We start from the raw sequence: 25614 nt of genomic DNA on the forward strand, positions 1-25614 counted from the left end.
CAGCTCAAGTTGTTTCCATTCTAGATACCCCGCAGCTTGCTGCGATTGGGTCTTTCATATGTTGCTGGCAATATTGAACAAAACTTTGGAGGGATCCTGGGGTCGCTGTCATTACTACATTTAGAACGATTTGACTATGATTACGCTATTTGAAGAAGTGGTTGGGGTTTGGGCAGTTTCCCGTCATCTAGCTCCGTTAACAAACTCAAAACCTCCTGGGCATTTTGCAATGCCTCATCATAGGTATCACCGTGGGTAACCGGCTGCATAACCGATTCAAAATCTGGAAGGAAGACCACAAAGCAGTTATCCGCTTCTGACCACTGAATAACAATCGTATATTTCATTTTTAGTTCCCCTCCTGATCGAGTTTTCGTAATTTTGCCAAACTTTCCATTACCTGCTTTTCGAGGTAGGGTTTGGCATCATTGCTATCCTTGCCTGCCATGATGATAGCTTGTGGAAGACTTGGGTGAGTCCATTTACTATGACTTCCCTTTGCCGGTTTGATAGTAAATCCTGCCTGCTTTAATAGTGTTTTAAGTTCGCGAATTTTCTTTGGCATAAACAAATTTTGAACTCATTCAATATGCCTCCGTTTCCAAGAAAAATTTAGTCACTAAATTAAGATTTTGTCAGATTGAGTAATTTACCTTGTACCGACTCTAAAATTGAATTTCGCAAAAACAAACTGGCATTGATAATTTCAACCCCAATTAATTCTCCCTGCCCATTCAATTCTGCGGTGATATCCGGGCTGATTTCCACGCTATCTGCTTCCGGTTCATCGGTAATCACTAAATGTAGAACATCCTCCTGTTCAAAATAGCGAATTTTGGGATATGTCTCAGAAAAAGCCATAAGGGGTGTACCTCCCTATTCTTAAGCGAAATTTTATCTGCTGACGAGTTGTCGCATGAATAGTTATCGGCGTCACAACATCTCCAGAGGATTCGTAAGGAATTACAACCAACTGAGTTTGATGTCTCCCAACAACAACATAGCGTCCCGTTTCATTGTCATAGTAACGCTCATCAGCATATTTAAGAATTTCTTCAAGCTGCGACAACTCAAATCCCCGCTGTTCGGAACGATATTTGAGATAATCAGACCAAACAATGGTTGGCATACACATCGGAATCTAGTAATTGACAGAGGGACAGTTGAGCAAAATCCCGTCCCTCAGATTAACCTAACTACCCCCAATGCGAGCCACGTCCTTGGCATTCTCCTCAAATGCCGCATTCAGGGCATCATCACCGCTCAAACCGGCCTCTAAAGCATTTTTAATCGCCTGTAACACCCGTTTATAATCCCGGGGCATCACTTTAACAAATTTAGGAATACTTGCTTCCCAATCTGCTAAAACAGCTTTAGCTTTTTCACTGCCGGTGTAGTTAACGTGGTTTTGGATTAACTCTTGCAGATCCTTAATTTCTTCGGGATCTTCGAGTTTTTCTAACCCCACCATGGCCTGGTTGCAACGGGTAGCAAAATCTCCAGTTTCGTCGAAGATGTAGGCCACACCGCCACTCATGCCTGCAGCAAAATTCCGTCCGGTTTGACCGAGAACCACGACCTTACCGCCGGTCATATATTCGCAACCATGATCGCCCACCGCTTCCACCACCGTATTGACGCCGGAGTTGCGGACACAGAACCGTTCTCCCACCATGCCAGAAATATAAACTTCCCCAGCGGTGGCACCGTAGAGACAAACGTTACCAGCAATGATGTTTTCCGAAGCGGTAAACGTGGACCCCTTGGGAGGATAAACAATAATTTTGCCGCCGCTTAGGCCTTTGCCCAGGTAATCATTGGCATCCCCCTCTAGTTCTAAAGTCATGCCTTTGGGAATAAACGCTCCAAAACTTTGACCCGCACTGCCTTGAAAATGGAGATGCACCGTGTCTTCCGGTAGCCCTTCCCAATGGCGCTTGGTGATTTCGTTGCCCACAATGGTGCCCACCACCCGGTTGATGTTGGTAATGGGTAACGTAGCTTTGACTTTTTCCCCCTTTTCAATGGCCGGTTGGCAAAGTTCCAGCAATTGGGTCATATCGAGGGAATGTTGCAGGCCATGATCCTGGGGAATTTGGCAATAGCGCCCCACTTCTGGCCCCACTTCCGGTTGATGGAGCAGAGGAGACAGGTCAATGCCTTTGGCTTTCCAGTGAGCCACCGCTTTTTTCGGCTCCAGAATTTCCGTATGACCCACCATTTCGTTGATGGTACGGAAACCGAGTTGAGCCATAATTTCCCGCAGTTCCGTGGCAATGAAAGTCATAAAGTTGACTGCATGGGCCGGATCGCCGGTGTATTTGGCCCGCAATTCCGGGTTTTGGGTGGCAATGCCCACGGGACAGGTATTTAAATGGCAAGCCCGCATCATAATGCAACCGAGGGATACCAACGGCGCAGTGGAAAAACCAAATTCTTCGGCTCCCAGTAAAGCGGCGATCGCCACGTCCCGGCCAGTTTTCATTTGCCCATCGGTTTCCACCACAATGCGGGAACGGAGATTATTCAACACCAAAGTTTGATGGGTTTCCGCTAGGCCCAATTCCCAGGGCAACCCAGCATGTTTAATGGAAGTTTGGGGCGATGCTCCTGTACCACCGTCGTAACCGGACACCAGCACCACATCGGCATGGGCCTTGGCCACCCCAGCGGCGATCGTACCTACTCCCACTTCCGAAACAAGTTTGACGTTAATGCGGGCTTCCCGGTTAGCGTTTTTCAGGTCGTGGATTAATTCCGCCAAATCTTCAATGGAGTAAATGTCATGGTGGGGCGGGGGAGAAATTAAACCTACCCCAGGGGTAGAATGGCGTACTTTGGCAATCCAGGGATAGACCTTTTTACCGGGCAGTTGACCCCCTTCGCCGGGTTTTGCGCCCTGGGCCATTTTGATTTGAATTTCTTTTGCTTGGGAGAGGTACAAACTTGTCACCCCAAAACGACCGGAGGCCACCTGTTTAATAGCACTGTTTTTGGAATCCCCCTGGTCATTGGTCCAAGTAAAACGCTCCGGATCTTCCCCCCCTTCCCCGGTGTTGGATTTACCACCAATACGATTCATGGCGATCGCCAGGGATTCATGGGCTTCTTTGGAAATCGATCCGTAGCTCATGGCCCCGGTTTTAAAGCGTTTCATAATCGCTTCAATGGGTTCCACTTCTTCGAGGGGAATAGATTCTCGGTCTTGGAAATCCAGTAAGCCCCGCAGGGTAAAGAACTTTTGGTTTTGTTCATTAACCAGGGCGGCGTACTGTTTATAAAGCCCATAATTACCTTCCCGCACCGCCCGTTGTAGTAAGTGAATGGTTTGGGGACTGAATAAATGTTCTTCTCCATCCTTACGCCATTGGTACTCACCCCCCACATCGAGGGTATGCAAATCACCAGGTCGAGGAGCAAAGGCATGGTGATGGCGCAAAATGGCTTCCTGGGCAATTACACCTAAATCAGAACCTTGGATGCGGGAAGAAGTGCGGCAGAAATATTCATCAATCACACTCTGATTTAAGCCCACCGCTTCAAAAATTTGGGCACCTCGGTAACTTTGAATGGTGGAAATGCCGATTTTAGAAGCAACTTTAATTACCCCTTTGGTGGCGGCTTTGATATAGTTTTTGCAAGCGGTTTTGTGATCTACATTAACCAGTAAACCTTCGGCGATCATACCGTCCAAAGTTTCAAAAGCTAAGTAAGGATTAATGGCTCCACAACCGTAACCGAGTAGGACAGCAAAATGATGAACTTCCCTCGGTTCCCCAGATTCCAATACTAGACCCACCTTGGTACGGGAACCGTTGCGAATCAAATGGTGATGTAACCCCGATACTGCCAGCAGAGCTGGAATAGCCGCTTTTTCTGCACTAACTTGGCGATCGCTGAGAATGATTAGGTTAGCTCCTTGGGAAATGGCCTGGTCAGCCTCCGTAAATAAATTATCTAACGCAGTTTTAAGGCCCGCTTCCCCTTGGTTAGGGTCAAACAAAATATCTAGGGTGACGGATTTAAATTCATTGTCGTCTAAAGCTTTGAGCTTAGCTAAATCTTCGTTGGTTAAAATTGGAGTTTTCAACTCAATTAAGCGGCAACTTTCTGGCCGAGGATCAAGCAAATTACCTTCACCGCCAATGGTGGTTTCTGCGGAAGTAATAATTTCTTCCCGAATGGAATCAATGGGGGGATTGGTAACCTGGGCAAATAATTGTTGGAAATAGTTGTAGAGTAATTTGGGCTTGTCAGATAGTACAGCCAACGGAGTATCCGCCCCCATGGAACCGATCGCCTCCACCCCATCCCGACCCATGGGAGCTAGGAGAATACGCAATTCCTCAAAGGTGTAACCAAAGGCCATTTGTCGCTGACGCAAACTTTCTGCATCGGTGCCAGGAACATTGCCGGGGGAGGGTAATTGCTCCAGGGATTTCAAATTAGCCGCTAGCCATTCACCGTAGGGATGCTGACTGACAATCTCCTGCTTAATTTCTTCGTCGGCAATGATGCGCCCCTGTTCCATATCTACCAAGAACATCCGCCCTGGTTGTAACCGTCCTTTTTTGGCCACCCGCTCCGGCTCAATGGGCAATACCCCCGCTTCGGAAGCCATAATTACCAAATCATCCTTCGTCACGTAGTAGCGGGAAGGGCGCAGACCATTGCGATCTAAAACCGCCCCCATCATTTTGCCGTTGGTGAAGGCAATGGAGGCCGGGCCATCCCAGGGTTCCATCAAACAGTAATGGTATTTATAAAACGCTTTCTTTTCCTGACTCATGGATTCGTGGGCACTCCAGGGTTCGGGAATCATCATCATCACCGCATGGGGTAAAGAGCGACCAGCCAGGTAAAGCAATTCCAGCGCATTGTCAAAAATGGTGGAATCACTGCCGTCAATGTTAATTACCGGCTGAACTTTGGCCATATCATCCCCAAACAGGGACGATTCAAACAACGCTTGGCGGGCCTGCATCCAGTTAACGTTGCCCCGCATCGTATTAATTTCGCCGTTGTGGGCAATGTAGCGGTAGGGGTGGGAGCGCTCCCAACTGGGAAAGGTATTAGTACTAAAACGGGAATGAACCAGGGCCAGGGCACTTTCCATATCCGGGTCATGTAATTCTGGGTAATATTGCCCCACTTGAGCGGTAGTCAGCATCCCCTTATAAACCAGTGTCCGAGCTGACAAGCTAGCCACATACCAATAGGTATCAATTTTCGGCGATCGGATTGCCCCGTGGGTCAACTTACGGATTACGTATAATTTGCGCTCAAAGTCCAGGTCATCAGTCAAGCCTTCCGGCCGGGCAATGTAAACCTGTTGCATAAACGGTTCACTGGCGATCGCCGTTTCCCCCAGGGGTTCGTTCTGAGTAGGAATGTCCCGCCAACCCAAAACTTTTAAGCCTTCTTGGGCAACAATGTCATTGAATTTTTGACGAGCTTCAGCCCTGGCCAGTGGATCGGGGGAGCCGTAAATGTTGCCTACTGCATACTGCCCCGGAGCAGGAATGGTAATGCCTTCCGCCCCAGCTACTTTTTGGATGAATTTGTGGGGAACTTGGATTAAAATACCGGCCCCATCCCCGGTGTTTGGTTCACAGCCACAGGCCCCCCGGTGCTCCAAATTAACCAACATTTGCAGGCCCTGCTCCACAATGTCGTGGGAAACTTTGCCCTTCATCTGCACAATAAAACCTACCCCACAGGCATCATGTTCATTTTGCGGATCGTAAAGACCTTGGACTTGGGGGGCGAGGTGAGAGCTGTTCATAGGACTGGTAACCGTACAAAAGTTTGGAACGAGGGGGTGAAGACCTCCGTGGCAGGGCATTCCCCGGTTTTTGAATTGTAGCGGTCATTACGGGGGGGAGGTAGGTTTCCTTAATGAATCTATTAAGTTTTGCTCAAATTTCAGATTCTTTGTCGAGAAAAGGTAACAAATTTAACTATTTTGTTGTGGTTAGTTCCAGCGTTGAACAATTCCCCCTAAATAATGTCTAAAAGTCATCAGTTAAACTGAAGGTCAGTCCCTAGCTGCTGGAGACCACTGGTATGAGCGTAGCCCTAGATTGGCAAATCGTTTATCCCAACAGTGATGGACAACCCATGGCCGACAACACCAAGCAATTCAGTTGAATTGTTCTATTAAAAGAAAATCTGGAGTGTCTTTTTGTCGATAACCCTGATGTTTTTGTGGTAGGGGATCTGCTCTGGTATCCCGTGGAGGGTAAGCCAGAAATTCGAGTTGCCCCCGATGTGTTGGTGACTTTAGGCCGACCCAAGGGCGATCGGGGCTTCTACCGTCAATGGCAGGAAGGTAATCAACCGCCCCAGGTGGTATTTGAGGTACTATCCTCCGGTAATCGTCTGAAGGAGATGAACAAAAAAAGAGACTTTTATGATTTTTACGGCGTAGAGGAATACTATGTCTATGACCCAGATAATAATGAACTGGTGGGTTTGCAACGGTGGCAGGGGAAGTTAACGGTCATTGATGAAGTGGAGCATTGGACGAGTCCCCGTTTGGGCATCCACTTTGAACTTACCCCGGAGAATTTACAGATTTTCTATCCCGATCGCCGTCCATTTTTAGGCACTGTGGCTCTGGCGGCGTTGACGGAACAGGCGGAAAAACGGGCAGAGTTAGCTGAGGCGGAAAATGCTCGCTTGAAGGAGTTACTACGGCAGGCAGGGATCATTGAGTTTTAACCTCGGCGGGCTTTGACTTTAAATCCATTCTAATCACACTAGCCAAATCAACTGGCCACTAACCCGCCTTCGTTACCGGGGAAATTGTTTAAGGTGGAGTAAAAAGGAACGCAATCAATTGGCGCTATGTTGATCCCATTTTTGTTTAAACTTACCCTCCCCTTGGCCAGCGGCATTGCCCTCTCAAGCTGTGGAACGTTACCGGAGGCAAACCTTGGAAATGCTGAAGGCAGTCAAACTTCCCCTGAGCCGACCAATTCTGTGGAGATTGTGCAAGCTAATCAACCGGAGATTAAAGCAGTGCCAGTGATCGATGGTTTAGAACATCCCTGGGGTATGGCTTGGTTACCCAATGGCGACATTTTAATTACCGAACGGCCGGGACGACTCCGCATTGTCCGTGATGGCATTTTAGAGCCAGAGGCGATCGCCGGGGTGGTGGCAGTTTCCACGGTTTCTGCCCAACAACTGTTTGCTTCCCAACAGGGGGGCTTACTGGATATTGCTTTGCATCCCCGTTTTGCAGAAAATCGCTTTGTCTATTTCACCTACTCCCACGGCACCCAACAGGCCAATCGCACTAGGGTGGCCCGGGCAGTTTTTGATGGAGAAAAACTGACGGATTGGCAAGTCATCTTTGAAGTGGGACAAACTAAGCCCGGCGGTCAGCACTTTGGCTCCCGCTTAACTTGGTTGCCGGACGAAACTTTGTTGGTTTCTATCGGCGACGGCGGCAATCCCCCGGTGGAATTGGAGGGAGATTTTATTCGTCAACAGGCCCAAAATCGGGCTAGTCACCTTGGGAAAATTATTCGCATCAATGACGATGGCACCGTGCCTGCCGATAACCCCTTTCGCAACGACCCCAAGGCGGCCCCGGAAGTTTGGAGCTACGGCCATCGCAATATCCAGGGCTTGGCCTATGATCCCGTCACGGAACAGGTGTGGGCTACGGAGCACGGCTCTAGGGGGGGGGATGAACTGAATTTAATTCAAAAGGGAAAAAACTACGGTTGGCCGGTGGTGTCTTTAAGTAAGGAATATAGTACTGGTCAGCCCGTTGCCCCTGTCACATCCCGCCCTGATATGGTGGACCCTGTCCAAGTTTGGACTCCGGCCATTGCCCCTTCTGGTTTAGCCATCTACAACGGCGATCGCCATCCAGAGTGGCAGGGAAGCATTTTTGCTGGGGGGTTAGTGGACAGGGGCATCCGCCATTTACGGCTCGATGAAAATAACCAAATTATCGATGAAACCACTATTTCTATTGGCCAAAGGGTGAGGGATGTGCGCCAAGGCCCCGATGGCCATGTTTATGTTTTAACTGATCAAAATAATGGGCAATTACTGCGACTGGAATCGTAAATCCACTGACTAAAGCTCCAACAATAATCTAATTTCTTCCCCAAAAACTATCCGCTCTCCCAAAAGCTGACTTGCAGCAATTTTAGGAGAGCGGTCTAGGGGGTCAGCTTGGTTGAAACCTAACTGCCGGAAGGAACTTTAAACGTATCTAATTCGGGTTTTTAGGAATAGTTACCTTAAAGAACGGCCCCGGCCCACAGCCGGCTAACTTCAACCAAACGACCCAGGCACATACTACTTTCTACCATGGGCATCACCTCCTGTATTCCTTAACGGTACTGACTTAAAGGGTGGACACTCCCCAAGGTAACTCAACTTTTTTTGAAAGGCAAGACAAGCGGCTCGGAATTTTTCCACGGTGGAAATTTGACTGCCCCAATGGAGGTGGAGATAGGAAGCCTGAACGGAGCCCACACACCACCCATCCGTTGCTTCTTGGTCTATGACCAGTAGCCCCCGTTGGCGATAGAGAGCTTGGTTAGGGAGTTTGGTCATCTGGGAACGGTGAAATTCGTGGCCCCGTAGGGATTCTGTCTGCCATAACCAACTGTGGGAATTGACCACCTGGGCTTGGCGGTACCCCAAACTGAGTTTTCCCCCCATGGTGACGGTAGTGGGGAGAATGCCCACCATGGAAAAGGTTTGTCCGGTGAAGTCTGTAATGGCTTGGCTGAGATACATCAAACCACCGCATTCCCCATATATCGGTAGCCCCTGGTTAATTAGTTGCTGGAACTGATTTTTTAACTGCTGGTTAAGGCTGAGGGTTTCCGCAAATAGTTCGGGAAAGCCACCACCAAGGTAAACCCCATCGATGGCCGGCGGAAGTTCGGTATCTTCTAAGGGACTAAAGGGAATGAGTTCAAAACCACAGTGGGTGAGTAAATCTAAGTTATCGGCGTAGTAAAAGTTAAACGCTTGATCCTGGGCGATCGCCAACCGGGCTTGGGGAGATTTTTGGGGAACATCAAACAAGCTCATGGGACTGGGCAAATTCCTGGGGGTTTCCAAGAGCGGGAGAAGTTTGGGCCAATCCAATTGCTGGGCGGCCACATGGGCTAACTGGTCAAAATATTGCTGAATTTGGGGTAACTCACCACACGGAACTAAACCCAAATGGCGATCGGGCAGAGTTAAATCCTGCTGACGAAAAAATACCCCCAGAATGGGAATATGCAAAGGCTCCAAAGCAACTTTGAGCAATTCTAAATGGCGATCGCCTCCCACTCGGTTGAGGATTACTCCGACTAAATTTACTTCCGGTTGCCAATGGCGATAACCCTGGACAATGGCGGCAACGGAACCGGATAAACGCTGGCAATCCACCACAAAAACGATGGGCAGATGGAGCAAGCGAGCAATGTGGGCAGTGGAACTGTAATCGGTCAAACCTTGGTAGGGCACCCCGTCAAATAAGCCCATTACCCCTTCAATCAAACTGTAGGGAGTGCCTTGGCTGTGATAGTGGAAACACCTTTGTACATAGGCTTCGGAAGTTAAAAAGGGGTCTAGGTTACGACAAGGCCGCCCCGTAATTTGGCTGTGGAACATGGGGTCAATGTAGTCCGGCCCCACTTTGAAGGACTGCACCCTTAGTTTTTGCCGGGCCAGATAGGCCAACATGGCCAGGGTGATGGTGGTTTTGCCGGCACCGCTTCTTTCCCCCGCAATAATTACCGTCATTGTTTTTGCTTTTCCTTGACCTGTCCCAATTCCCGAGTAATTAAATTTTCAATTAACTCTAGCAACTGTTCCTGACCCCAATTTTTGTAAAGGTGGGCGGCGATCGCCATGGCCCCGGCTCCCACCCCTTCTTTGACAAAGCCCTGTTCATAGACCCGCAGTTGAGGATAAATCGACGATGAAAAACTGAGTTGCGGAGCTAGTAGGGACACTGGGGCAAGCAAATTTGCCAGACCAACCGTATCACCACTGGCATCTTCGCAGACCCATTTGGTTGTACCCACCACTAGGCGGGAAAAATCCACTGCTAGATTCCGTTGTCGAGCCAAGGTTTGGATCAGGGCATATACCGCCAACATCTGGGTTCCCCCGGCTAACATCACCCCCGTGCTATGACTAGCGGCGATCGCCATACCGGCCACGACCATTTGCATTGGGTCACCAACGGTGGCCACCACTTCCATGGCATTGAGATGCGGGGCACCACAGCTCAGACCTTGGCGTACCAGAGCTAATTTTTGTTGATGGTTGCAATGGGGATGACTACTGTTCACTTTGCCCCCAGCGTCAATGCCTAGACCTAGCAGTACCCCCAGGGCTGTAGTAGTGCCCCCCACCACGCATTCGCTTAGCACTAAGTAACTTTCGGCATGTTCCTGGGCTAACTGTGCGCCCCACTGCAAACCCTGCTGAAAAAGATGCTCCACCAAGGCCAACGGCAATGCCTGCCCTGTGGAAAGACAGCGGGCGGGTTGTCCCCCCAGATCAACGGCCGGCACCGCTGGAGGAACAGGTAAACCGGAGTTAAACAAATACACCGGGGTATGGAGGGCATCCACCAACGCTTTGGTGATGAACACCGGAGAAACCCCAGAAATCAGGGGAGGTAAGGGATACGTTGCCTTTGTAGTAGTTCCCTCGATTAAAAATTCCGCATCGGCGATCGCCGTCAATTTTCGGTCAGCGGGGGTTTTACCCGCCGCAGAAATGCCCGGAATTAAACCAGTTTCCGTAAAGCCCAACACACAGACAAACACCGGTGGACAGTGGCCATGGCGCTCAATCCAGGATAAAGCTTGGTCAGACTGGGTATAAACTGTCAACATATTTCTGCAAGAGTGGGCCCAATTGGGAAAATCAACCTCAAATCCATTGGAATAGCCTTTTTTCAACCGTAAAAATCCAACTTTCTCTCTTCCCTTCTTCCTTCCATCTGATTATGGTTACGCCAATTAACTACCATTCCATCCATTGCCTGGCGGATATCTGGGCTATCACCGGAGAAAATTTTGCCGATATTGTGGCCCTCAACGATCGCCATAGCCATCCCCCCGTAACTTTAACCTATGCCCAATTGCGGGAAGAAATTACAGCTTTTGCCTCTGGCCTACAGAGTTTAGGAGTTAACCCCCATCAACACCTGGCCATTTTCGCCGACAACAGCCCCCGGTGGTTTATCGCCGATCAAGGCAGTATGTTGGCCGGAGCCGTCAACGCCGTCCGTTCCGCCCAAGCAGAGCGCCAGGAATTACTCTACATCCTAGAAGACAGCAACAGCCGTACTTTAATTGCAGAAAATCGGCAAACCCTAAGCAAATTGGCCCTAGATGGCGAAACCATTGACCTGAAACTAATCATCCTCCTCACCGATGAAGAAGTGGCAGAGGACAGCGCCATTCCCCAATATAACTTTGCCCAGGTCATGGCCCTAGGGGCCGGCAAAATCCCCACTCCCGTTCCCCGCCAGGAAGAAGATTTAGCCACCCTGATCTACACCTCCGGCACCACAGGACAACCCAAAGGGGTGATGCTCAGCCACGGTAATTTATTGCACCAAGTACGGGAATTGGATTCGGTGATTATTCCCCGCCCCGGCGATCAGGTGTTGAGCATTTTGCCCTGTTGGCACTCCCTAGAAAGAAGCGCCGAATATTTTCTTCTTTCCCGGGGCTGCACGATGAACTACACCAGCATTCGCCATTTCAAGGGGGATGTGAAGGACATTAAACCCCATCACATTGTCGGTGTGCCCCGGCTGTGGGAATCCCTCTACGAAGGGGTACAAAAAACGTTTCGGGAAAAGTCCCCTGGGCAACAAAAGCTAATTAATTTCTTTTTCGGCATTTCCCAAAAATATATTTTGGCCAAACGCATTGCCAATAACCTGAGCTTGAACCATCTCCACGCTTCGGCGATCGCCAGGTTGGTGGCCCGGTGCCAAGCCTTGGTGCTTAGTCCTCTCCATTACCTCGGGGACAAAATTGTCTACCATAAGGTACGCCAGGCCGCTGGGGGCAGACTGGAAACCCTCATTTCCGGAGGAGGGGCGTTAGCTAGACATTTAGATGATTTTTACGAAATCACCAGCATTCCCGTCCTGGTGGGCTATGGCTTAACGGAAACGGCCCCAGTAACTAATGCCAGGGTGCATAAACATAATTTACGCTATTCCTCTGGTCGTCCCGTTCCTTTCACAGAAATTCGTATTGTTGACATGGAAACCAAGGAGGATTTGCCCCCCGAAACCCAAGGTCTTGTGCTAATCCGTGGTCCCCAGGTTATGCAGGGCTATTACAACAAACCGGAAGCCACCGCCAAAGTTTTAGACCAGGAAGGCTGGTTCGACAGCGGTGACTTAGGCTGGGTAACGCCCCAAAATGATTTGATTCTCACCGGTCGGGCCAAGGACACCATTGTGCTCAGTAACGGGGAAAATGTGGAACCCCAACCCATTGAAGATGCCTGTTTGCGCAGTACCTACATTGACCAAATTATGCTGGTGGGCCAGGATCAAAAATCCTTGGGGGCTTTGATTGTGCCCAACTTCGATGCATTGCAAAAATGGGCAGAGACGAAAAATTTATCGATCACTGTGCCGGAACCGTCGGCTAGCAGTGAAGGGATGCAGGCTAGTGGTTTGTATGACCCCCAAGTGGTGGGGTTAATGCGGTCGGAGTTGCATCGGGAAGTGCGCGATCGCCCTGGCTACCGAGCCGATGACCAGATTAAGGATTTCCGTTTTATCCCAGCACCATTTTCCTTGGAAAACGGCATGATGACCCAAACCTTGAAGCTCAAACGACCAGTGGTAACCCAAACTTATCAACATTTAATTGACGAAATGTTTGAACGCTGATATTGCGTTTAGAAGAAGAATAGGGGCTCGGATCAAATTCCGGTGCCCGCTCAAGACATGGCAAAAGGTGATAAAACCTAGCTTTGGTTGGTGAGTAAGCTTGCGGCAAGTTCGATAAGATATACACATCAATCTTGTGAAAACACCATGCAGGGAACCCTGAACGAAATTGATCTCCGGAGTATCCTGCGGCTCATTGAATTGGGCCAGCGGACGGGGCAACTTTTCGTTGAGGTCTATCCCCATCAGAGTTGTGGTCGGGTTTTGCTAGACAAAGTTGGCTATTGGTTTTTCTTTTTTGTAGATGGTAAGTTGGTTTACGCTGCGGATCAAGACTGTGGCAATTTGCGCCGCCTCCAGGATTATCTCCGTCACCATGACATTGCCATTCCCCTGGGGGAAATAGAGCTGGAAAGCCTAGCCCTGAACCACATTCCCGAATACGCCTGTCTGTGGCAATTACTTTCCAAAAATATTCTCACCCCCGCCCAAGCCCACCGCATTGTTCTAGGGATGGTGCAAGAGGTGCTGTTTGATGTGTTGAGTTTACGCCAGGGAAATTTTGTTTTTGCCTTGGGAAGTGCCCTAGAGCCGCCCCTTACTTCCTTTGCAATTACCCCCCTATTAACCCACGTCGGGCAACAAATCCAAGCTTGGAAACAGTTATACCTACGCATCCAATCCCCCGACCAACCGGTGGCGATCGCCAAGGATCCGGAATTGGCTAGTAAAATACCGGCCAAATTTGCCCAACATTTCCGCAGTTGGAGCGATGGAGCCATTCCCCTACGCCAAATCTCCCGCTACCTACAAAAAAATTTGCCCGCCATTGCCCATGGCCTTTATCCCTACATCGAATCAGGGGCGATCGAAATATTTCCGGCCCATGAATCCCAAGGTGAGAACGGTTCAGCCTGGGAAACCTTGACAGACCACACCATCCATAAAGTCGTTTGCCTCGACGACGACTATGCCATTGGGAAACAAATTGAACTTTTTTTAACCAATCAAAACCCCAACTGTGAGGTGGTGGTGCTCCAGGATCCCCTCCAGGCCATGACCACCCTATTGACTTTGCAACCTGATCTGATCCTTTGTGACATCACCATGCCCCACCTGGATGGCTATGAAATTTGTCGCATGGTCCGCCATTCCCAGCACCTAAGGGCCATTCCGATCATTATGCTCACTGGCAAGGAAGCCTACCTCGACCGACTCCTGGCCCGGATGGCAGGGGCCACGGATTATCTGACCAAACCCTTCACCCAAAAAGAACTAATTTCATTAGTTGAATCTTACTGTAAAAAATCATGATCTTTTGATCATTGTCTCCATCCCCCGTCACAGCACCGACAATTTTGCGGTAGATTGTCAACAACAATGGGCTCCCCAACAAAAAATAATACTGACTGAATTGTTAAGGGAGCGACTATGATGGAAAATAAACCAGGCAGGATTCGCCAATTTGCTTCGGATCCAGGTTTGCAGTGCCAAGCAGAAAGGACTTTTATGAACGCAGTTTTGCTGGTTGAAGACAGCTCTAGTCAGCGCGAGATGATATCTGGCATCCTCAAAGACCATGGCTGGCAGGTCACCATCGCCTGTGATGGGGTGGAGGCCCTGGAAAAATTGCAGAATTTTAGTCCGGACCTAGTGGTGCTAGATATTGTCATGCCCCGCATGAATGGCTATGAGGTTTGTCGACGCATCAAATCCGATCCGAAAACCAAAAATGTGCCAGTGATTATGTGCTCCTCCAAGGGGGAGGAATTTGACCGTTTTTGGGGCATGCGTCAGGGAGCTGACGCCTACATTGCCAAACCATTTCAGCCCATGGAACTGGTGGGCACCATCAAACAACTCCTGCGCAATTGATTGTGGGGTTTTATGAAACTTGGGTTATGGTTATTTAGAGTTTTAGGTGGGGAAATCTATGGTTAGTTCTAATTCCGCTGATATTTTCGTTGATGGCAAACAGGAATTAGAGCCGGCGTTTCAGGAACTGCAGGCCCTGGAAGGGGAACTTCATCTCAGATTTTATTTGCCCTCCCGGGAAGAGTTTGCCCTGCCAGCGGTTTCCATTCGAGAAGTGATGCAACAGGAGCCAGACCGCATTACCCCCATTCCCAATGCCTCGCCCCTATTGTTAGGAACTATTAACCTCCGGGGCCAAGTCATTTGGGTAGCAGACCTAGGGCGTTTTTTGGGGAATAATGCCAATCTCAACACCGACCGGGCGGAAATTCCCGTCATTGCGGTGGAAGATCAAGAAACTCTTTTAGGTTTGGCGATCGACTCCCTCGGTAATATGGAATGGTTGGACACGGACAATCTGCAGCCGGCCAACGATGTGCCGGATCACATTGCCCCCTACGTCCAGGGAGAGTGGCAGATTCCCGCTAACGATGCCCCCTCCTCTCCTCCCCAAATTTTGCGCCTTCTAGACCATGTGGCGCTACTCCGATCCGCCCGCTGGGCAACTTGATATATCCAGCTAAGGCAATGGATTTTTATTCACCTTGGCCTACCTAAAACCGACTGAGGAAACCGGCAAAATGGCAACAGAAACCAATTTTTCGCAGCTTTATGGGTTGGCCTACGCCGCCTATGGACAGGGGAATTATCAAGAAGCTTCTTCCCATATTGAACAATTGGCCGCTGATTTTCCCGAAGATCCTAATGTATTGTTGCTCCGGGGGCATATCTATGTTGGCCTGGAACAATACGCCCTAGCCCACCAGGCTTATCAGGGGGTAATTCGGTTTTCCGATCGCCAAGATTTAATTGACTGCGCTAACCAGGCCCTAGGGCAAATCCAAGAAGAGGAACCAAGGGGCAACGGAGCCAAAGATTCCCTTGACCAGGATTGGCAAAGTGACATCGATGCCATTGACAATTCCATAGCCTGGGAAACAGGAGTGTTCACCGAAGAGGATTTCGGCGAGCCCACTTTGGGCCGGGCCCCCAGCCCCACTAATCCGGGCATGGACCATCCCTTTGGCCGCAGCTCTGCTTCCTTTGGTACCAGTGGGGCCAGGAGTTACGAAATTGAAAACCTAGATTGGAGTCCGGAAGCTTTCACCGATGACCTGGACTCCGATGATGAACAGACCATGATGCCCCAAACTGGCGAGTCTACTTTTGTGGTGCCGCCGGCCTTTGGTGAAGGGATAGCGGATTTTGCCGATTTAGCGGCGGATGTCTCCTCAGCCGGCATTGGCGGGACAGATGGTGCCGAATATCCCCCATATCAAACTTGGGACGGGGGCGACTGGAGTGAAGCTCTCGGTTTAGATGATCCTGAAGCCTTGGCTCAGGCCCCTACCCCCACCTCTGGCGATTACGGCGCTGGCAATAACCTACCGAGTTTTGATGCGTTTGAGGAAGGGGTGGAGGATGAGTTGTCCGATTTTAACCTGACGGATATTGCCCCAGAGTTGCCCGATTCTTCCCTCTTTAGCCAAGCCACTAATTTGGACATAGGTGCGGTGGGTCGCATCGATGACACCCAGGGCGGTGATGCGGTGGTCCATGGAGGTAATGCAGCACCACCAGGCATGGCCACTTGGTTGAAACCGGAGGGGGCCGCCACCGGGGATTTATCCAGCGCCACTAGTCCCTTTAATGACCGGCCCACCAGTGAGGTAGATGCGGGTTTTCTCGGTTGGTTCACCAATGCTTCCCTGTTTAGAAAGCAGATTTACATGGCGATCGCCTCCGGTGTGTTTTCCGGGTTCGCGGTGTTGGTATTGGGAAGCATAGTGGGTTTAGGGGGAACTCCCAAAGACGTACCTGCTCCTTCAGGGGAAACCACCGCCGAAGCTCCAGCAGAAGGTGCCCCCGCAGAGGGCCAGGCCCCTTCTCAGTCCCCAGAGGAAGAACCGGGCAAACCATCCCTCCTCAACCTCGCCTTCCTCACAGCCATAGCCACGGCGATCGGAGTCTTTCTGATCAATCGATTGCTGATGCAACAGATTAAGAGTATTATCGACGACCTGCAAAATCAGTTTGAATCCATCTACGAGGGCAATTTCAATGTCCGGGCCAAGGTGCGATCGGAGGATGAATTGGGGGCTTTGACCCAACGGTTTAACTATATTTCCCAAGTTATTCTCACGGCCACTAGTGAAGCCCAGGAGCGGGCTGCTACCACCGAAAAAGTGCGGGAAAAATTACAGCGCCAAGTAATTCGGCTCCTGGACGATGTGGAGGGAGCTTCCCGGGGAGATTTAACCGTACAAGCGGAAGTAACGGCGGATGAGTTGGGGGCGGTGGCCGATGCCTTTAACCTAACTATCCAAAACCTGCGGGAGATTGTGTTACAGGTTAAAAATGCCGCCAAGCAGGTGAATAACAACTGTAAAGACAGTGAGTCCTTTGCCCGCAATAACTCCAGTGATGCGTTGCGAATGGCGGAGGAATTGGCCGTCACCCTCAACTCTGTTCAGTTAATGACGGAATCCATTGAACGGGTAGCAGAAAACGCCCGGGAGGCGGAGGAAGTGGCCCATACTTCATCTTTAACCGCCCTCAAGGGTGGGGAAGCGGTGGAAAGAACGGTGGGGGGCATCCTACAAATTCGGGAAACGGTGTCGGAAACTGCCCGCAAGGTGAAACGGTTAGCGGAAGCATCCCAGGAAATTTCCAAAATTGTGGCGGTTATTTCCCAAATTGCCTCCCGGACTAACCTGTTAGCTTTGAACGCCTCCATCCAGGCGGCCCGGGCAGGGGAAGCGGGGCGGGGCTTTGCCATCGTTGCGGACGAAGTGCGGCAGTTGGCGGATCGTTCTGCTAAGTCGTTGAAGGAAATTGAACAAATCGTTTTGCAAATCCAGAGTGAAACCGGGTCCGTAATGACCGCCATGGAAGAAGGTATCCAACAGGTAATCGATGTAACTGACAAGTCGGAACAGTCGAAACGGGCCCTGGAGGATATTATTGAGGTGTCTAACCGGATTAACACTTTGGTGCGTTCTATTACCGCTGATACCGTCAAGCAGCAGGAGAACTCCGGTGCAGTGTCCAACGTCATGCAGTCCATTGAGCTGACGGCCCAGGAAACTTCCCAGGAATCTCAACGGGTAGCAGGATCTTTGCAGACCCTGGTCTCCATTTCCCGCGACCTGTTAACCTCGGTGGAACGGTTCCGGGTGGAAAGTCGCTAGGGTCAGGGCAGTGTATTCCCCACAGCCTTGGTGTCGAAACATTGGAGTGGGGTCCAGATGTCCCAGTCATTAATCATTGCAGTGAAGTATGTCGGATCGAGGCTCTCGCCACTCCCTCAGTCTTTGGTTCCAGCGTGTGGTTGCAGCCTTTTTTTTAACCGGCCAGGTTTTTTTGCATATTTTGCAAGGGCGCATTAATCGGCGCAATACCCTGGAGCAAATGAATATGGTCGGCCCCGAATCCATGGCGATCGCCTTGATTACTGCTGGTTTTGTGGGTATGGTGTTCACCATTCAAGTGGCGAGAGAATTTATTTACTATGGGGCCACCACGACCATTGGGGGAGTTTTATCCCTATCGTTAACTAGGGAATTGGCCCCGGTGCTGACAGCGGTGGTGATCGCCGGACGGGTGGGGTCCGCCTTTGCGGCGGAAATTGGCACCATGCGGGTAACAGAACAATTGGATGCTCTGTATATGCTCAGGACAGATCCGATTGATTATTTGGTCGTTCCCCGGGTGATCGCCTGTGGATTAATGTTACCGATTTTGACCGGGTTGTCTCTGTTTGTGGGCATGGCGGGAGGATTGGTAATTTCCTCCAGTCTTTATGCCATTAATCCAACCATTTTTTTAAACTCTGTGCAAAATTTCACCCAGCTATGGGATGTATTTGCTTGTTTGTTCAAATCTTTGGTATTTGGCGTCATCATCGCCATTATTGGTTGTAGTTGGGGCTTAACCACCACTGGGGGGGCCAAGGGAGTAGGCGAGTCCACCACCACTGCAGTGGTCACGTCCCTATTGGCCATTTTCATCAGCAACTTTTTCCTATCTTGGTTAATGTTTCAGGGGACGGGGGATACCGCCCTAGGCTAGAGGGCTATGGCATTGACCTTGGTTATGGGAGCCATAGCATCTCCGTGGGTTTCTGTGGGGACAAAGCTCTGCTACAGTCGGTTAAACGAATCTTTCTATCCCTCTAATCCTCTAACAGCACCCAATCCCATGAATATTTTCGGCATTGGCTTACCCGAACTAGGTTTAATCTTTGTTATTGCCCTATTGGTGTTTGGCCCTAAAAAATTACCAGAAGTGGGGCGCAGTTTGGGCAAAGCTCTGCGGGGATTCCAGGAAGCTTCCAAGGAATTTGAAACGGAACTGAAACGGGAAGCCCAAAATTTGGAAAAGTCAGTACAAATTAAGGCAGAACTAGAAGAAAGTAAAACCCCAGAGAGTAGCAGTAGCTCAGAAAAGGCCAGCTAACCCCTCCTTGGCGATCGCCATTGGGGCAAGATTAGTTCATGGTGGGTTCCATTGACTTGATGGTGGTGCCCCTAACCGTCAATGGTTAAATCGTTGACTCCAAAAAATAGGCTATAGTTAATAGGTATGGAAACTGTCATCCCAGTTTTTTTCTACCCTGCTGAATTATTTAAACCCTTTTTTAAACATTTTTATCTTTACTAAGAGCGTGTTTCAAAAGCCCTCCTGGCCCCTCAAGTTTGGGGGGAAACTAAGTCAAAGTCCCCCAGCATTGGGGGATTTAGGGGGCAGAATCAGACTTTATAAACAGGTTCTAACTAACGAAAATTTTAAATAAAAACAATACTTGGGGAAGAATAAAAGTTTTTAGTTTTAACCCCCAAAAACATAGCGCATCGGTTACCATCTGCTGATGGATAGCTTGTCACACAAGAGTTCCATGCAAAATCTTTCCCTACAAAAAGCACTTAAAAAGCCGGAAGTCAAAACCCTACTCCAGCAGTTGGGCGATTCCTTGGGGAAAAACTTTGCTATTTTTGACATCGGAGGTCGCTGTCTTTGGGGCAAGGCCCAAGATTCCCAGCCAAAGGTTGATATTTATTGCCACCAAGTATTAATGGGCACCATAACTGGGGAATTTACTGAGCATTCCGCCGAGGCGATCGCCGCTATGCTAAGTTACATTGTGCAAACGGAGTATGAAAAAAAGCAGTTAGCCAAAGATACCCTACAAAAGTATGAAGAAGTAGTTTTTCTTTCACAATTTGCGAATGCCGTTGCCACCTGCACTGGGCTACAGGAGCTAATCGAAGTAATTAGGGCTGAAATTCGTCAAGTTATCAGTGTCGATGAAATATTTTTATATCTTTATGACCAAAGTCAGGATAGCCTAACTCCACTTTTATATAAAACAGAAGAATCATTACAGAATTTTAAAGCAATTGAAAAAATTGTCGAGCGCGTTTTAAAACTTAATCAAGTGGAAGTAATTGATGACATTCAAAATGACCAAGATTACCTCAATCAACCCTCTAAAATTCGCTCTTTACTTTGTTATTCTCTGACTGTCCAAAACTCAATTATTGGCGTTCTTGGTCTAGCTCACTACCAAGTCAAGCACTTTGATTCTAGTGACTTAAATCTTTTTTCTACCCTCACCGGCCAAGTAGCGGCAGCAATTCGCACTGCTCAATATTACGAAACCATCAAAAACTATTCCCAAACTCTAGAAATTAGGGTGAAGGAGCGTACCATGGAGTTGGAATTTGCCAAACAACAACTAGAGCAAGTTAACCAAAGACTCAAACATTTAGCCATTTATGATGAACTAACCCAAATTCCCAATCGTCGCTATTTTACCAGTTACTTAGAACAGGAATGGCGACAATGTTTGCGGCAAAAATCCCCAATTTCCTTAATCTTATGCGACGTAGATTATTTCAAAAACTATAATGATCTCTATGGTCATCAGATGGGGGATAAATGTCTCCAAAGTGTGGCTAAAGTTATTCAAAATGCATTGAAACGTCCTTCCGATGTGCTCGCTCGCTATGGAGGTGAGGAATTTATTGTGATTTTGCCCTACACCGATCAATCAGGGGCTTACACCGTGGGCCAACGCATCCACCACTGCCTAGCCGAGGCACAGATTTCCCATGCCGATTCCCCTACGAGCCGTTACCTCACCATAAGTTTAGGGATTGGCACCACCGTGCCCCTATTGCATTATCATCCCAGTGATTTAATTAAAATTGCTGACCAGGCCCTCTATGCAGCCAAGGCGGCCGGGCGTAACCAAACGAAGCTGAAAACTTTATCTTTTCAATGTAGTTAGTTAAAATTGTGGGATCAAATATTAATTGGTAAGTTTTGATAATTAATTGACTAATTAGCCCATGAGTCTTGTTTTGTTAGTAGTATTTTTTTTGTTAACCAACGCTATCTTTACTAAGGTGTTGATCAGCTTGCCTGAATACTTGGTTAATCAGGGGGCAATGGTGGGGCGCTTTGCCATACTAGGGTTAGTTGTTCTTTTGCTTAGTTGGACAATGGGGGATGATTGACTATGGTGCCCCAACAATTAATTTTAAAAAATTTCCTCAGTTATCAGGATGTGAGCCTGGACTTTCGGGGCCTGCATACGGCCTGTATCTGTGGTTCTAACGGTGCGGGTAAATCGTCTTTGTTGGAAGCAATCACTTGGGCAATTTGGGGCAAATGTCGGGCTGAAAGTGAGGATGATGTGCTCCATAACGGCACCGACCAAGTGAGAGTGGATTTTGAATTTATTAGTAATAACCAAACCTATCGAATTATTCGTAGTCGCCAACGGGGGCGCAGTAGTGTAACGGAATTTCAGATCAAAAGCGGTGATCGTTTCCGCACCCTTTCCGCCAAAGGACTCAGGGCCACCCAAGAAAAAATCACCAACACCTTAAGGTTAGATTACGAAACTTTTGTCAATTCCGCCTATCTTCGCCAGGGAAGAGCCGATGAATTTATGCTACGTAAACCCAGTGAACGTAAGCAAATTTTGGCAGATTTATTAAAATTGGACCAGTATGAAATGTTGGCAACTAGGGCCAAAGATATTTCCAAAGAAGCCAAGGGTAAAATTAATATTCTCGATGAACGTTTACAAATATTAGAGCAGGATTTAAATCAACGGCCGGATGTGGTAGCTAATCAAGCCAAACTAGTTGCAGAAATCACAGAAGTGCAAGCCCAACAACAACAGACACAATGGCAGTTACAACAGCTACAAACTAGTCAAAATCAACGTCAACAATGGCAAAAGCAAGCCGGATGGCAACAGCGACAGTGTCAGGAATTGACTACTGAGATTGCCAGGTTAGAAAACCAAAATGAAGAAATTAATCAGCAATGTCAAAAACTAAAATTACTCCTAGGGCAAGAAGCAGTTATTCAAGTTAATTTTCAGCGCTATCAAACCTTACAAAGCCAAGAAACAGAATTAGCTAAAGCTTTTCAGCAATATCAAAATTTGCAACAGCAACGACAGGATTTGGAGCAACAGTTGCAGCGTCAAGAAAATGAATTAGCGAGACAAACAGAGCAGCAGCTTCTGCGTTTGGAACATCTGGATAAGCAATTGGCCGAGTTACAACCTATTTTGGATCAACAACAGGACATTGAAGCGGACTTAGATAAGTTAAAAACTGCCAAACAAAAACTAAGCCGGCTTGATAACCTTCAACATCAAGTTGCGCCCCTTTTACAACGACGTTCTGCCCTACAAGGGGATTTAGCCAGGGCCAGGGCCCAGTGTCAGGCTCAACTAGAACAACGCCAGGCGATCGCCAAACAATTACAGATAGCCATCGCTGCTATTCCTGAGCAAAGAAGAGCTTTTCAGGCTTTGGATGAGGAAATTTTCCAACTAAAAAATAAACAGGTTTATCTTAAACGAGTGGAAGAAAAAGGCCAGGAAAGGGGTCATTTCAAAGAACGACTCCAGGAAAATCAACGATTGTTTGAAAAACATTTACGGGAATTAGAACAAAAACTGACCTTATTGGACATTCCTGGGGCAACTTGTCCCCTATGTGAACAGGGTTTAGATGGCCACTACCACCAACAAGTGATTGAAAAAACTGAGCATCAATGTCAAGAACTACGCAATCAAATTTGGATTCTGAAGGAACAAATTACCCTTGCAGATCAAGAGCTAGCTATTCTCCGCAATGAATATAAAGAAATTGCCGACGGCTTAACTAATTTAGAACAATTGTTACAACATTATGGACAAATGGAAGCAGAATTAGAAAAAAGTGGAGAAAACCATGAACAATTAGTGGAGTTAAATGAGCAAATTGCTGACTTAGAATTGAGCTTGACTGAAGGAACCTTTGCTGAATCTCTCCAATTAGAATTAGTGGCTCTAGAGCGAGAATTAACTAACTTGGCCTACGACGAACAAACCCATGCTTTGGCCCGCTCTACGGTGGATCAACTGAGAAAAGGGGAAATTCGCCAAGCTAAGTTGAAAGAAGCCCAAAGTAAATATCGACAATTAACAGGCGATCGCCCTGGTTTGGAGCAAAAATTACTGGCATTGCGTTCCCAGTTGCAAAGTTTGGGCACCAGTTCTCCCCTCCGCCAACAATGGCAACAGGTGAGTACAGCTATATCCAAACTGAATTACGACAACGAAACCCATCAACAATTATTGGGAGAATTGCGACGTCAACAACCTTGGCAGTTAAAGTATCAGGAGTTAGAACAAGCCCGGCAACAATTACCAATCCTAATACAACGGGGCCAGGAATACCAAGATCTAATTGGCGATCGCCAGCGCGCCCTAGAGGAAAGACAAGGAGAATTGGCCCAGTTAGAAGAACAGATTCGCCAGTATGCAGACCATGGGGAACAAATTAAATTGTTGGAGCAAGAATTAGCACAAAGAAGGCAACAGTTGGATAATTTGCTGGCAAAAAAAGGTGGTTTGGAGCAGTTATTAATTCAGATTGATACTTTACAGGGAGAATATGAAGAAACTAAGCAACAATTTGACCAGGCTAAAAAACAATTTCGCATTCATCAAGAATTGGGTAAAGCCTTTGGCAAAGATGGTATTCAGGTAATGATTATTGAAAACATTCTGCCCCAGTTAGAGGCGGAAACTAATTACATTTTGGCAAGGTTAACCGGGAATCAACACCATATCCAATTTGTCACCCAAAAGGAGGGTAAAAGTAGCACTAAAAACAAACCCAAAATGATTAATACCCTAGATATTCTCATTGCTGATGCCCAGGGTACCCGTCCCTATGAAACCTATTCTGGTGGAGAAGCTTTTCGGATTAATTTTTCCATTCGTTTAGCCCTAGCTAAATTATTGGCTCAACGGTCTGGCACTGCTTTACAGTTACTAATTATTGATGAAGGTTTTGGTACCCAGGATGCGGACGGTTGCGATCGCCTGGTGGCTGCCATCACTGCCATTGCTTCAGATTTTGCTTGTATTCTCACTGTCACCCACATGCCCCAGTTTAGGGAAGCCTTTCAACAGCGCATTGAAGTCAATAAGACCGAGTTTGGTTCCCAATTGGCCATTGTTAGCTAGATTAAATCAGTATTTTTTCTGTTTATACTTAATTTTATCAGGAAAATTTTTTAATTTGGAAACGACAGAAAGTATGAAAACTAACTATGCTTAGTGCCATCGGGGAGAATAGTTCCCGTCAACTTAGCGGCCGTTAGTTTGACCATAATTCGATTACCTGCACCAATTTTGGCTCCCTGTAAATTAGCTCCACTCAGATCCGCCCCACTTAAATCTGCCCCTACCAGATTAGCTTCCTGCAAATTAGCTCCCCGCAGATTAGCTTCCAACAAATTGGCCCGGAAAAGATTAGCCCGAAAAAGATTGGCATTTTCCAAATTAACTTGGTGTAAAAAACTGTCGCTCAAATCTGCATTACTTAGATTGGCAGACACCATTTTCCGTCCTGACAAATCCTTCTCTTTTAAATTAGCCCAACGCAAATCTGCCCCGGTTAAGTCCCGATAGTAGGGTCGATTGTGGTTTTCTTGGTGATGGTGCTGGGAACTGGAACTGTGGTTGTGGTTGGTCTGGTGATGATGGTGATGGGATTGAGGTGGACGATCGCCGGGGGGCGGGTAAGGTGGAGGAGATGTGGCCTTGGGCTTGGATTTGGGTTTAGCTTTGGGAGCTTTGCTGGTCTGGTCCTTTTTAGGAATCTGGGAAGTTTTAGCGCTTAACTCCAGCTCCAATAATTCCTTGAGGCGATCGCGGGCTTGGTTAATTTCTTTGAGTTTCCTGGCCGCCTTGGCCAATAGGCGGGGATTGTCCCTGGGCAGGCGATCAGGGTGCCACACAAAGGCCAAATCCCGATAGGCTTCATTGATTTCCTCCAGACTAGCCCCTACCTCTAGCCCCAGGATTTCGTAATAGTGGGAAAACTCTTGCATAATCACCGCTGTGCAATGGCCCACCTAAAAGCGTAGTATAGAAAGGTTGTCAATTTTTAAGATCCCAGAGAAGTCATGGCAGTTCCCAAGAAGAAAACCTCCAAAGCAAAACGTGATCAACGCCGGGCCCACTGGCGCAGACAAGCTTCCTCCCAAGCGCAAAAGGCTTTGTCCCTCGGCAAATCTATTTTATCTGGCCGTTCTACTTTCCTCTATCCCCCCGCAGAAGAAGAAGGGGAAGAAGAGTAAAGATAAATTGTCAGTTAGCCGAATTTAACATCAAGGTGAGGGGCGATCGCCAAGGACAAAACGGTTTTGGG

20 protein-coding genes and 1 pseudogene are annotated in these 25614 nt (G+C 48.2%); 13 read left to right on the forward strand and 8 right to left on the reverse strand.

Annotation, left to right across the window (positions count from 1 at the left end; genetic code table 11):
• Positions 1 to 140: 140 nt before the first annotated feature.
• The 5 genes from BWK47_RS02305 to gltB all read right to left on the reverse strand — a co-directional run bounded on the left by BWK47_RS02305 (position 141) and on the right by gltB (position 5845).
• Positions 141 to 347: a type II toxin-antitoxin system HicB family antitoxin gene (locus BWK47_RS02305; protein WP_162327417.1), complete on the reverse strand. Its 207-nt coding sequence runs from the start codon at positions 345 to 347 to the stop codon at positions 141 to 143.
• A gap of 2 nt (positions 348 to 349) precedes the next feature.
• On the reverse strand, positions 350 to 565 hold the full coding sequence (locus tag BWK47_RS02310) for a type II toxin-antitoxin system HicA family toxin (protein WP_162327418.1): 216 nt from the start codon (positions 563 to 565) through the stop codon (positions 350 to 352).
• 59 nt (positions 566 to 624) lie between these two features.
• Positions 625 to 861: a DUF2283 domain-containing protein gene (locus BWK47_RS02315; protein ID WP_162327419.1), complete on the reverse strand. Its 237-nt coding sequence runs from the start codon at positions 859 to 861 to the stop codon at positions 625 to 627.
• Positions 848 to 1129, reverse strand: coding sequence for a hypothetical protein (locus BWK47_RS02320; protein WP_162327420.1), 282 nt, complete (start codon positions 1127 to 1129; stop codon positions 848 to 850). Before BWK47_RS02320 ends, BWK47_RS02315 begins: the two co-directional genes overlap by 14 nt.
• Before the next feature lie 63 nt (positions 1130 to 1192).
• A complete protein-coding gene (gltB, locus tag BWK47_RS02325; protein ID WP_204250455.1) occupies positions 1193 to 5845 on the reverse strand; it encodes a glutamate synthase large subunit in 4653 nt (1550 codons plus the stop codon).
• 221 nt (positions 5846 to 6066) lie between these two features.
• On the opposite strand from gltB, the pseudogene BWK47_RS02330 reads away from it, so the two are divergent.
• Together BWK47_RS02330 and BWK47_RS02335 are read left to right on the forward strand one after the other, a co-directional pair.
• Positions 6067 to 6723: pseudogene (locus BWK47_RS02330) on the forward strand (Uma2 family endonuclease).
• 126 nt (positions 6724 to 6849) lie between these two features.
• Positions 6850 to 8088, forward strand: a complete 1239-nt coding sequence (locus tag BWK47_RS02335) for a PQQ-dependent sugar dehydrogenase (protein ID WP_162327422.1) — start codon at positions 6850 to 6852, stop codon at positions 8086 to 8088.
• Between the two features lie 234 nt (positions 8089 to 8322).
• On the opposite strand, the gene BWK47_RS02340 is transcribed toward BWK47_RS02335, so the two are convergent.
• Positions 8323 to 9771 carry a cobyrinate a,c-diamide synthase gene (locus tag BWK47_RS02340; RefSeq protein WP_162327423.1) on the reverse strand — a complete coding sequence of 483 codons (1449 nt, stop codon included), beginning with the start codon at positions 9769 to 9771 and terminating at the stop codon, positions 8323 to 8325.
• Complete coding sequence (gene cobT, locus BWK47_RS02345; protein WP_162327424.1) at positions 9768 to 10877, reverse strand: nicotinate mononucleotide-dependent phosphoribosyltransferase CobT; 1110 nt, start codon at positions 10875 to 10877, stop codon at positions 9768 to 9770. Before cobT ends, BWK47_RS02340 begins: the two co-directional genes overlap by 4 nt.
• A 113-nt stretch (positions 10878 to 10990) precedes the next feature.
• Between cobT and BWK47_RS02350 the strand changes: the two genes are divergently transcribed.
• The 10 genes from BWK47_RS02350 (at position 10991) to sbcC (ending at position 24425) form a co-directional block, all read left to right on the forward strand.
• Positions 10991 to 12907 (forward strand): AMP-dependent synthetase/ligase, encoded by a 1917-nt coding sequence (locus BWK47_RS02350; protein WP_162327425.1) that lies wholly within the window; start codon positions 10991 to 10993, stop codon positions 12905 to 12907.
• Between the two features lie 147 nt (positions 12908 to 13054).
• On the forward strand, positions 13055 to 14221 hold the full coding sequence (locus BWK47_RS02355) for a DUF4388 domain-containing protein (protein ID WP_162327426.1): 1167 nt from the start codon (positions 13055 to 13057) through the stop codon (positions 14219 to 14221).
• Between the two features lie 195 nt (positions 14222 to 14416).
• Positions 14417 to 14782 carry a response regulator transcription factor gene (locus BWK47_RS02360; RefSeq protein WP_014407071.1) on the forward strand — a complete coding sequence of 122 codons (366 nt, stop codon included), beginning with the start codon at positions 14417 to 14419 and terminating at the stop codon, positions 14780 to 14782.
• Between the two features lie 46 nt (positions 14783 to 14828).
• Positions 14829 to 15392 carry a chemotaxis protein CheW gene (locus BWK47_RS02365; protein ID WP_204250456.1) on the forward strand — a complete coding sequence of 188 codons (564 nt, stop codon included), beginning with the start codon at positions 14829 to 14831 and terminating at the stop codon, positions 15390 to 15392.
• Positions 15393 to 15462: 70 nt separating this feature from the next.
• Positions 15463 to 18072, forward strand: coding sequence for a methyl-accepting chemotaxis protein (locus tag BWK47_RS02370; protein WP_162327428.1), 2610 nt, complete (start codon positions 15463 to 15465; stop codon positions 18070 to 18072).
• An 88-nt stretch (positions 18073 to 18160) separates the two neighbouring features.
• On the forward strand, positions 18161 to 18952 hold the full coding sequence (locus tag BWK47_RS02375) for an ABC transporter permease (protein ID WP_162327429.1): 792 nt from the start codon (positions 18161 to 18163) through the stop codon (positions 18950 to 18952).
• A 129-nt stretch (positions 18953 to 19081) separates the two neighbouring features.
• Positions 19082 to 19339, forward strand: a complete 258-nt coding sequence (locus BWK47_RS02380; RefSeq protein WP_041425909.1) for a TatA/E family twin arginine-targeting protein translocase — start codon at positions 19082 to 19084, stop codon at positions 19337 to 19339.
• Between the two features lie 439 nt (positions 19340 to 19778).
• Positions 19779 to 21173: a sensor domain-containing diguanylate cyclase gene (locus BWK47_RS02385; RefSeq protein ID WP_162327430.1), complete on the forward strand. Its 1395-nt coding sequence runs from the start codon at positions 19779 to 19781 to the stop codon at positions 21171 to 21173.
• 61 nt (positions 21174 to 21234) lie between these two features.
• On the forward strand, positions 21235 to 21402 hold the full coding sequence (locus BWK47_RS16805) for a hypothetical protein (protein WP_204250457.1): 168 nt from the start codon (positions 21235 to 21237) through the stop codon (positions 21400 to 21402).
• Between the two features lie 2 nt (positions 21403 to 21404).
• Positions 21405 to 24425, forward strand: a complete 3021-nt coding sequence (sbcC, locus tag BWK47_RS02390; RefSeq protein WP_162327431.1) for an exonuclease subunit SbcC — start codon at positions 21405 to 21407, stop codon at positions 24423 to 24425.
• Between the two features lie 80 nt (positions 24426 to 24505).
• Here sbcC and BWK47_RS02395 read toward each other — a convergent pair whose 3' ends face one another.
• Positions 24506 to 25318, reverse strand: coding sequence for a pentapeptide repeat-containing protein (locus BWK47_RS02395; protein ID WP_010871661.1), 813 nt, complete (start codon positions 25316 to 25318; stop codon positions 24506 to 24508).
• Between the two features lie 51 nt (positions 25319 to 25369).
• On the opposite strand from BWK47_RS02395, the gene rpmF reads away from it, so the two are divergent.
• Positions 25370 to 25543: a 50S ribosomal protein L32 gene (gene rpmF, locus BWK47_RS02400; protein ID WP_010871662.1), complete on the forward strand. Its 174-nt coding sequence runs from the start codon at positions 25370 to 25372 to the stop codon at positions 25541 to 25543.
• Positions 25544 to 25614: the final 71 nt, after the last annotated feature.

This window comes from Synechocystis sp. CACIAM 05 (assembly GCF_010222815.1).
Taxonomy (GTDB): domain Bacteria; phylum Cyanobacteriota; class Cyanobacteriia; order Cyanobacteriales; family Microcystaceae; genus Synechocystis.